Annotated in this window: 11 protein-coding genes; 4 read left to right on the plus strand and 7 right to left on the minus strand. The window is 66.1% G+C overall.

Going from position 1 to position 7,604, the window contains the following annotated elements; translation table 11 throughout:
• Both ABS64_RS01210 and ABS64_RS01215 read right to left on the minus strand, forming a co-directional pair.
• A partial coding sequence (locus tag ABS64_RS01210) for a DUF2087 domain-containing protein (RefSeq protein ID WP_292680224.1) occupies positions 1 to 296 on the minus strand: 296 nt, incomplete at its 3' end.
• The gene (locus tag ABS64_RS01215; RefSeq protein ID WP_292680234.1) at positions 235 to 372 is read right to left on the minus strand and encodes a hypothetical protein; all 138 of its coding nucleotides are present in this window, start codon (positions 370 to 372) and stop codon (positions 235 to 237) included. The genes ABS64_RS01210 and ABS64_RS01215, both read right to left, overlap by 62 nt.
• A gap of 1 nt (position 373) precedes the next feature.
• Between ABS64_RS01215 and ABS64_RS01220 the strand changes: the two genes are divergently transcribed.
• The gene (locus ABS64_RS01220; RefSeq protein WP_036291262.1) at positions 374 to 694 is read left to right on the plus strand and encodes a hypothetical protein; all 321 of its coding nucleotides are present in this window, start codon (positions 374 to 376) and stop codon (positions 692 to 694) included.
• A gap of 121 nt (positions 695 to 815) precedes the next feature.
• Here ABS64_RS01220 and ABS64_RS01225 read toward each other — a convergent pair whose 3' ends face one another.
• Complete coding sequence (locus tag ABS64_RS01225; protein ID WP_197017322.1) at positions 816 to 1,487, minus strand: cation diffusion facilitator family transporter; 672 nt, start codon at positions 1,485 to 1,487, stop codon at positions 816 to 818.
• Positions 1,488 to 1,511: 24 nt separating this feature from the next.
• On the opposite strand from ABS64_RS01225, the gene ABS64_RS01230 reads away from it, so the two are divergent.
• Entirely contained in the window at positions 1,512 to 1,877 is a 366-nt protein-coding gene (locus ABS64_RS01230; RefSeq protein WP_288120493.1) for a metalloregulator ArsR/SmtB family transcription factor, read from the plus strand.
• Positions 1,874 to 2,878, plus strand: coding sequence for a cation diffusion facilitator family transporter (locus tag ABS64_RS01235; protein ID WP_036291260.1), 1,005 nt, complete (start codon positions 1,874 to 1,876; stop codon positions 2,876 to 2,878). Before ABS64_RS01230 ends, ABS64_RS01235 begins: the two co-directional genes overlap by 4 nt.
• A 34-nt stretch (positions 2,879 to 2,912) precedes the next feature.
• Here ABS64_RS01235 and ABS64_RS01240 read toward each other — a convergent pair whose 3' ends face one another.
• From ABS64_RS01240 to ABS64_RS01255, 4 genes are all read right to left on the minus strand, one after another.
• Positions 2,913 to 4,493 carry a hypothetical protein gene (locus tag ABS64_RS01240; protein ID WP_288120490.1) on the minus strand — a complete coding sequence of 527 codons (1,581 nt, stop codon included), beginning with the start codon at positions 4,491 to 4,493 and terminating at the stop codon, positions 2,913 to 2,915.
• Positions 4,490 to 4,828 carry a helix-turn-helix transcriptional regulator gene (locus tag ABS64_RS01245; protein WP_036287725.1) on the minus strand — a complete coding sequence of 113 codons (339 nt, stop codon included), beginning with the start codon at positions 4,826 to 4,828 and terminating at the stop codon, positions 4,490 to 4,492. The genes ABS64_RS01240 and ABS64_RS01245 overlap by 4 nt, the downstream gene beginning before the upstream one ends.
• Before the next feature lie 6 nt (positions 4,829 to 4,834).
• On the minus strand, positions 4,835 to 5,863 hold the full coding sequence (locus tag ABS64_RS01250; protein ID WP_231477158.1) for a tyrosine-type recombinase/integrase: 1,029 nt from the start codon (positions 5,861 to 5,863) through the stop codon (positions 4,835 to 4,837).
• Positions 5,864 to 6,197: 334 nt separating this feature from the next.
• A complete protein-coding gene (locus ABS64_RS01255) occupies positions 6,198 to 6,707 on the minus strand; it encodes a putative immunity protein (RefSeq protein ID WP_363331262.1) in 510 nt (169 codons plus the stop codon).
• Positions 6,708 to 6,977: 270 nt separating this feature from the next.
• Between ABS64_RS01255 and ABS64_RS01260 the strand changes: the two genes are divergently transcribed.
• Entirely contained in the window at positions 6,978 to 7,403 is a 426-nt protein-coding gene (locus ABS64_RS01260; protein ID WP_292680231.1) for a cupin domain-containing protein, read from the plus strand.
• The last annotated feature ends 201 nt before the right edge of the window (positions 7,404 to 7,604 follow it).

Genomic DNA, 7,604 nt, shown 5'->3' on the forward strand with positions numbered 1-7,604 from the left:
AATCCTCGATATGCAGCACCTGGATCTTCACACGCCCATTCTCCCGCGCAACTCGCGGCGGCTGGCCACCCCGCACCTTCTTGATCAACACGCCCTAGCTGCTCGTTGACGTCGCGCTCGCGCAGGACGGTGTCGGGGGAGAAGGCGCGCCCGGCGACGTGCCGCAGGACCGCGAGACGACCAGCGGCCTGTGCGGGGTAGCGATCGATGCGGCCGTCGCTGTCGAGGAAGCGCTCAGGACCGCGCGGGCGCGGAGACGACACCCAGCGCCTGCAATCGTCGTAGAGCGCGCGCACGCCGCCGCGCGGTGAGGGGAGCGGATGCCGTCTCGCCCAGAACCGCGCGCACATCGTCGTCGCGCTTCGCTCTCACGGTGCACCACTTCTTCGCCGGCGGCGCGGTACTCTTCGCGGCGGCGCTCGCGCTCATCTTTGGCTCCGCGATGTCATACGACGGGATACTGAGCTTGATCGGGTGGCCTATTCTGGCGCTCATCGTTGCGGTGGTATCAATCATCGCAGCCATGGTGCTCGGACTCCCGATCCGCCTCATACCCAGCCTCCGGTCGTGGTGGCGATCGCACGGCTACCTCGCGCGCGGCCCCGATGGGTGGGCACTGCTCGCAGCGTGGTCCATCTTCTCGATCTCGGTCGCGCACGTCGTGTGGCCCACCCGCGGCGCACGCATCGGGTGATCCTCATAGTGGTGTGGGTGCGTATTGCTGAGCGGCGTATTCTCCCTCGGTGGTTCGCCGACAGCTGTCGAGTGGGGGAAGCATCTCGGGCTGTCGGGCTGGAGACTTCATCGCGCTTGCGTCAGCCGTCGTCGAAGTCGACGTCCTTGCCGCGCAGGGCCGCGATGGCCTTGCTGATCAATCGGACGGCTGCGACTGCGATGAGCGCGGAGACTGCGAGGGCGAGGATCGGGTCGAGCCAGTAGAGCCCATCGGTGGCGAGGATGATCAGGCCGGCGATGACGATCGCGGCCGCGATTGCGGCATCAGCGAGGGCGTCGAGGAGCACGGAGCGCATGTGTAGGTCCTCATTGCCGGCAGAGAAGCCAAGTACGAACGCGCCGGTCAACATCACGACGAGCGTGATCAGCGCGACGATCACGACGGGCAGTCCCTCGATCGGCGGGGACCCTTCGCGCAACCGCGAAACCGCCTCAAAGACCACCGCGACGGTGACCACGAGGAGCAGGGTTGCGTTGATCAGCGCGGCGATCGCGATCGGTCGGTGCGCGTGCGGGTGATTCGGGTCCCGGTCGCGCAGAGCGATCGCGATGAGGCCGAGGATCAGGGCGAGGCAGTCTGCGATGGTGTCGCCAGCGGCGGCGAGCACGCTCACCGAGTTCGCGACCACCCCGACGATCACGAGGCCGAGGATGAGTGCCGCGTTGAGGCAGAGCACGATCGTCACTCGGCGACGCTGGCTCCAGCGCGGTGTTCGTGTGGCCGCGGTGGTGGGGTTGGTCTTGTCGCTCACGGAACCAGCGTAATGTATCTGCGTATGAGTGCAGATAAGCAGCAGTGTGGGTATTCGACCGAGAGCCCGTATGTGGAGCTCGCGGTTGAGGTGTTCGCGATGCTCGCTGACGCGACCCGCGTGAGGGTCATCCTCGCGCTGCAGGAGGCTGGCGAACTGTCCGTGAACCATCTCGCCGACATGGTCGACAAGTCGCCGACTGCGGTGTCCCAGCACCTGGCGAAGCTGCGTCTGGCCCGGATCGTCTCGACCCGCCAGGAGGGGCAGCGGGTGTTTTACCGGCTCGAGAACGAGCACGCGTCCCGTCTCGTGGCCGATGCGATCTTCCAGGCCGAGCATTCCCTCGGCGGGACCCCCCGTCACCACCACCTCGATCAGGATGCCCGATGAGCCACCCGCACGATCATCTCGCTCACGGCCACGACCACAGCGCTCACGATCATGACCACGACCACGACCACGACCACGACCAACCGACCGGGTTCAAGGGCTTTCTGTATGGGCTGTTTGTGCCGCATACCCATGACGCGGCGGACTCGATCGATGATGCGATGGAGGCCAGTCACGAGGGCGTGCGCGCTCTGATCATCAGCATGGTGATCCTGCTCGTCACGACGATCCTGCAGGCGGTGGTGTTCTTCCTCAGCGGGTCGGTGGCCTTGCTGGCAGACACGGTGCATAACTTCTCTGACGCGCTCACCGCGATCCCGCTGTGGGTCGCGTTCGTCCTCGGCCGCCGCGTTGCGACACGCCGATACACGTATGGGTTCGGCCGTGCCGAGGACCTCGCGGGCTTGTTCATCGTCTTCGTGGTGCTGCTGTCCGCGGTGGTCGCGGCCTGGCAATCTGTCGACCGGTTGCTGCATCCGCAGCCGCTGCAGAACGTGTGGTGGGTGATCGCCGCGGGCATTATCGGCTTCGCGGGAAATGAGGCCGTCGCGATCTATCGGATCCGCATCGGCCGTCGAATCGGCTCCGCGGCTCTTGTCGCTGACGGGGTCCATGCTCGAACCGATGGGTTCACGTCCCTCGCGGTCGTGATCGGCGGGGTCGGGGTCCTGCTCGGGTTCCCGCTCGCCGATCCGATCGTCGGCATCGTCATCTCGATTGCGATCTTCATTCTGCTGCTCGGAACGATCCGCTCCATCGGGCGCCGTCTCATGGACGCGATCGAACCCGATCTCCTTGACCGCGCAGAGCACGCCTTGGAGCATGTCGACGGCATCGAACGCGTGGAGCGGGTTCGGCTGCGTTGGGTCGGCCACCGTCTCGAAGGCGACGCGATCATCACTGCGGTTGCCGAGCATGCCGATGTCCGCGAGCAGGCCGAGGCGAGCATTCACGCGCATCTGCCTAACGTCGATGAGTTCCTCATCAGCGTCCGTTATTGATCGCGGGCCAGGCGGTGGGCCGCTTGCGTGAGGCTTAGGCGGTTGGTGAATGGGCGTAGGGGCAGTCAGCGAGGCAGCATCCGTAGATTCGGTCGTCGGGTGCGCCCATGTCGGCTTCGTCGGTGCAAGAGCAGTCGGGGCATGCGCACGGCCGGGCTGCTTTATGGTTGCGTGCGTTGGTGAGGTAGTCGATGAACTGGGCGCCGGCGTTGCGGCGATGTTGCTCTGTGACCGTGTAGCTGTAGTTGAACGAGTCTGCGACGATGGGTGCGGGCATCTGGAGGACGAGCTCGCGGAGGGCGGCGTTCTTGGTGCCGCGGAGATCGATGCCGGCGTCGCGGAGCAGGCTCATCAGCGTGCCCTGGTGGATGGGCTGGCCGGGGCGGCCACCGGGGAAGAGCCAGCGGTTGTCTCGGTGGGCTGCGGTGTTCAGGTTGGGGAGGTCCTCGATGCGCGCGTGGACGACGCTCGCGAAGGGCTCGGGGATGCGCAGGTGCTCGGCGGCGAACCGGATGGTGATCCCGTGGCCGTCGATGCGGAGCTGATCGAGCTGCATGCGCGCGATCCGCGCCAATGGTTGCCCGTGGATCAGGAGCAGCAGTGCTGCAGTGCGCTCGAGCGGGCGCAGGGATGTTGCGGGGACGAGGAGCTGCTGGATGTGCGCGAGGCGCTGTTGTTGGGTGATGACAGGGGTGGTCTTCGCGAGCCGGTAGGGGATCTCGATGACGGGGAGGTGGCCATGTTTCATGGCCCAGCGGATGAATCCGCGGGCCAGGCTTCGTGTGGTGGGGCCGCCGGTGAGCCAGCCGTCGATGTGCGCTTGCCGACAGCCCGCCGGGGTGGTGTGTTGCGCGCGGAGGTAGGCGAGGAACTCGAGCGCGACGGTGGTGGATTGTTTAGCGGAGAGGAACGTGCCTTTCTTCAGCTGGCCGGTCTCGGCGAGATAGTTCATGCGGTTGAGGTGGACCCAGCGGCCATATTGGATGATCAATCGTGCATCGTCCGGGTGCGCGAGCGCGGCCTTCCGTGCCAGCCAGGCTTGGAACCTTTCGATGTCGAGATGGACGGGGGAGAGGATCCCGTGCTCGATGCAGAGCTCGCGGAGGAACCCCACTCGGCTCGGGGCGGGATGCTCGGTGAAGGTGGTGTGTTCGAGTGGGACGTCGCCGCGGGCAAGCGCTCTGATCAGGGCGACGGCCTCTGTGTTCGTGATCAGCCAGATCTTCGCGCTGCGGGCATGCTTCTGTCCTGTCAGGGCATGGAACAGAGGCTGCAGGTGCGGGGCAATCTCGCCGTCGCCGTTGTCGAAGAGGTGGGTGAGGTCATCGGTGAGGCAGCAGTGGGCGCAGAGTCCAGCGCGGACGGGTTCGTCTTCGCGCCCGCAGCGGGTGCAGTGGAAGTCTTTCGGGATCCCTGTGCAGTCGGTGCAGGCGGGAGCGCTGTCGAGGAGGCCGGGAAGGAGCCGGTTGGTGCCGCATCCCGGGCAGGTGCCGTGGATGCGTGTGGCTCTCTGGTAGCAGCGCCGACAGATGCGTCCCTCGGGCCATGTCGTTGCGAACTTGACGCCGGTGCGTTCGCAGCGTGCGCAGCCGGCATCGACGCGGTGCCGGCTCAACTGGGTCGATGGATTCGCGCGCGAGCGGGCCGGACTCCATCGGAGCGGACCGTGGCAGCTGCATCCGCGGTTCCGGTGGCGCGGGTGCGGGACGCGGTGGCAGTGACCGTCACGGGGACCAGGTCCTCGAAGGCGCAGTCCAGGGTGTCGAGGATCGCGCCGAGCAAGGTGAGGTTGATCCTCTCCGGTGTGCTGCTGAGGAGCCTGTAGAGCTGCGAGTCGGAGAGTGTGATGCCGCGGTCGGCAAGGTGGGGGATCAGGTCGGAGATGGTGGTCATCCCGCGGGCAGCCATCAGCTCCCGCAGGCGCCAGCCGTGGTCAACGCGTCGGATCATCAGATATCACTCCTGTGTCGTGAGGGCTTGTGTGGCCATGCGGGCGATCGCATCGTCGACGACGCGGGCCCGGTAGTCGGGGGAGAGACCGGTGTAGATGGATGTGGTCGACGCGTGCTCGTGGCCGACCTGCTGCTGGATGAAGAACGCGTCGTAGCCTTCCTCGACCAGGTGGGTGACGTAGGAGCGGCGCAGGGAGTGGAAGTCGAGATCGTCGTCCAGGCCGGCTTCTCGTTTCACCTCCGTGAACGTCCGACTGATCTGCCCGGCGGTGATGATCTGGTTGCCGCGCTCGCTCGGCCAAAGACTCGTGGACCCGGGCGGGGCGTAAAGCGGGTGGACCTCGTCACGCCATTGCTGCAAGTACTCGACCGCCCAGGAGAACTCCGGCAGAGTCAGCACCGTGCGGCGTTTCGGGGGAGAGCCCTTCATCGCCTTCCCGAATCGGACGTAGATGATGCCCGCGTCGCCGAACTGGCGCGCCCGGGGATTGGAGGCGAGATCGACCAAATCGAGCTGACGGACCTCGTTGCGACGAAGACCCCAGGCGTAGGCGACCTTCATCAACGTCGCAATCCGGAACGCCGGCACCCACCCCTTCACCCCAGCGCGTCGGATCCGCAGCACACGCTCGTCCGCGCAGTCGAAGAGATCCTCCAGCTCGTCCCGCGTGTAGGGGCGCTTGCCTGGCTCCGCGATCGACTCCGACGCGTGCCGTGCCGTGTTCCAGTCGTGGAAGACCTGTGCCGGGTGATCGCCGAACCGCTCCCAGCACTGCTCGCTCCACCCGTAAGCGGGATCGGTCAGATACTCCAGGAACATCCGCAGCGCGTTCTGATAGCCCAGCACCGTCGAGCGCGACGCACCACGAACGCCGCGCAGCTCCATGAAGAACTCGTCCACCAGCCCCGCCGTCCACGACCACGGGTAAGACTCCGCGAACGCACGAAAACGCAGCACGATCGACCGGCGCGCTTCCACGGTCGAGGGGGCGAGATTGCGTGCGAACTGCTGCGCCCGCCACCCATCCAGCATTGCCACCCAGACGTTCTCAGCCTCATTCAAGACCGCCGAACCCGACCGCAAATAGGCAGGAACCGCGCCCGGAACAGGCCCTTCAGACACTCGCATAATACGCGAAAGTCTCGCACTATCCGCGAATCGTCCGCAAGTGCGGCGGAGAAAAGCCAGGTCAGGAGCAATTCGGAATGTCAGCCTGACGACCGCAGCCGCAGTCACGACGCCCTCCACGCGGACGACATGACCCCGCAGTTCCAGACCGCACCAGGGGAGTCGTACCAGGTGTCGTATTCGCATCTAGCGAGAACGGGCCATCTTCTGCTGGTTAAGTGCGTTACCCGCTTCTTCACTATCTTCGATCGGAAGCCGTCGTGGCAGCGCCGATACCAGCCTGGAGCCTGCGGATGATTGATCCGAGGGCGCCTGCTGCGAGAAGCCCCGTGCCCAGTGGTCCCGCAGGATCTGTGCCGACTGCGGGGAGACGGGCGAGCGCGGTACTGACTTCGGGGCTCATGTGCTCGAGCTGCCAGCGGATCTCGTCATCGGCCGCCTCGGCCTCTTCTGGCGCCGCCAGGCCGGCGGCTTTCGCGGAATAGGCGGCCGCACCCAGGGCGTGTGCTCCCATATGCGCGACACCGGAGGCCTGTGCGGCTGCTCGCGCAGCTGCCACTGCGATGGGGGACGTCACATCTCGCGCGGCGCGGCCGGCCACGAATCGTCGACGGATCTCGCCGGCGGCAGTGAGTTCGCCGCGACCGAAGGCGCGGGTCCGCGCGATGGCGTCTCGAGGGCGGTCGTCGTCAGGAGCTTCCTGCTCGAACAGGCCCAGTACTCGCTCGGCACAGTCCGCCGCCCACATCGCGACAAGGCGCCGATCGACTTCACTGAGAGTCTGCAAAGAAGGCACACCAGATCATCTCAGGGGCCTCAGGTAGCGGTCTGCAGTCGTCGTTTGCTCTTGTCGTTCACTGCATCACTGCGGACTTCGCTGATTCTGTGCAATGAGCGGCTCATAGGCTGAAGGCATGGATGAGCCGCCTGGTGCATGGTGCCGGGGGTCACGGCGCTGCTGGGCCTGCTGATTGGCGCGCTCCTGCTGTTAGCTGCGATATGAGATCAGGAGACAGCGATGACACGGGACGGAAATAACACGGGAACGCTGCGACCGGCAGCGGTGAACCTCAGCCCATTGAATGTGGCGGCGACGGACCTGGGCGCGCTGCAGGAGAAGCTGCTCGCCACGGCCCGCACTGCTCACGCCCACCGGGCCGCGGATACGGTCTATGGCTCCCGCGACACTGTGCTGCGGCAGACGATCCTCGCACTGCTGGCCGGTACGGAGCTGGCTGCGCACGACAGCCCGCCTGAGGCGACCCTGCAGGTGCTGACCGGGCGGGTGCGCCTGATCGGTGATGGCCGGTCCTGGGAGCTGGATGCCGGCGACCTGGTCCCGATCCCGCCCGAACGGCACGCGGTGACCGCGATCGAGGACAGCGTCTTCTTGCTCACTGTCATCCGTGCCACCGCCGCATCGATCGAAGCGGCCCCCGCATGAGCGAACGAGCCGAGCTGCTGGCCTACACGCAACGCAAGGGGAGGATGCGCCTGGGCGTCGCCAGGCCGAATGGAAGTTCGGCGGCGCAAAGGGGCTATCTCGGCTAGGGCGTGTTGATCAAGAAGGTGCGGGGTGGCCAGCCGCCGCGAGTTGCGCGGGAGAATGGGCGTGTGAAGATCCAGGTGCTGCATATCGAGGATT

The sequence above is a fragment of the Microbacterium sp. SCN 69-37 genome, assembly GCF_001724435.1.
GTDB lineage: Bacteria > Actinomycetota > Actinomycetes > Actinomycetales > Microbacteriaceae > Microbacterium > Microbacterium laevaniformans.

Bases quoted from the DNA above. Each gene is read 5' to 3' on its own strand.
- ABS64_RS01260 (WP_292680231.1), top strand. From the start codon at position 6,978: ATGACACGGGACGGAAATAACACGGGAACGCTGCGACCGGCAGCGGTG.
- ABS64_RS01230 (WP_288120493.1), top strand. From the start codon at position 1,512: ATGAGTGCAGATAAGCAGCAGTGTGGGTATTCGACCGAGAGCCCGTAT.
- ABS64_RS01245 (WP_036287725.1), bottom strand. From the start codon at position 4,828: ATGATCCGACGCGTTGACCACGGCTGGCGCCTGCGGGAGCTGATGGCT.
- ABS64_RS01255 (WP_363331262.1), bottom strand. From the start codon at position 6,707: ATGTGGGCGGCGGACTGTGCCGAGCGAGTACTGGGCCTGTTCGAGCAG.
- ABS64_RS01235 (WP_036291260.1), top strand. From the start codon at position 1,874: ATGAGCCACCCGCACGATCATCTCGCTCACGGCCACGACCACAGCGCT.
- ABS64_RS01250 (WP_231477158.1), bottom strand. From the start codon at position 5,863: ATGCTGGATGGGTGGCGGGCGCAGCAGTTCGCACGCAATCTCGCCCCC.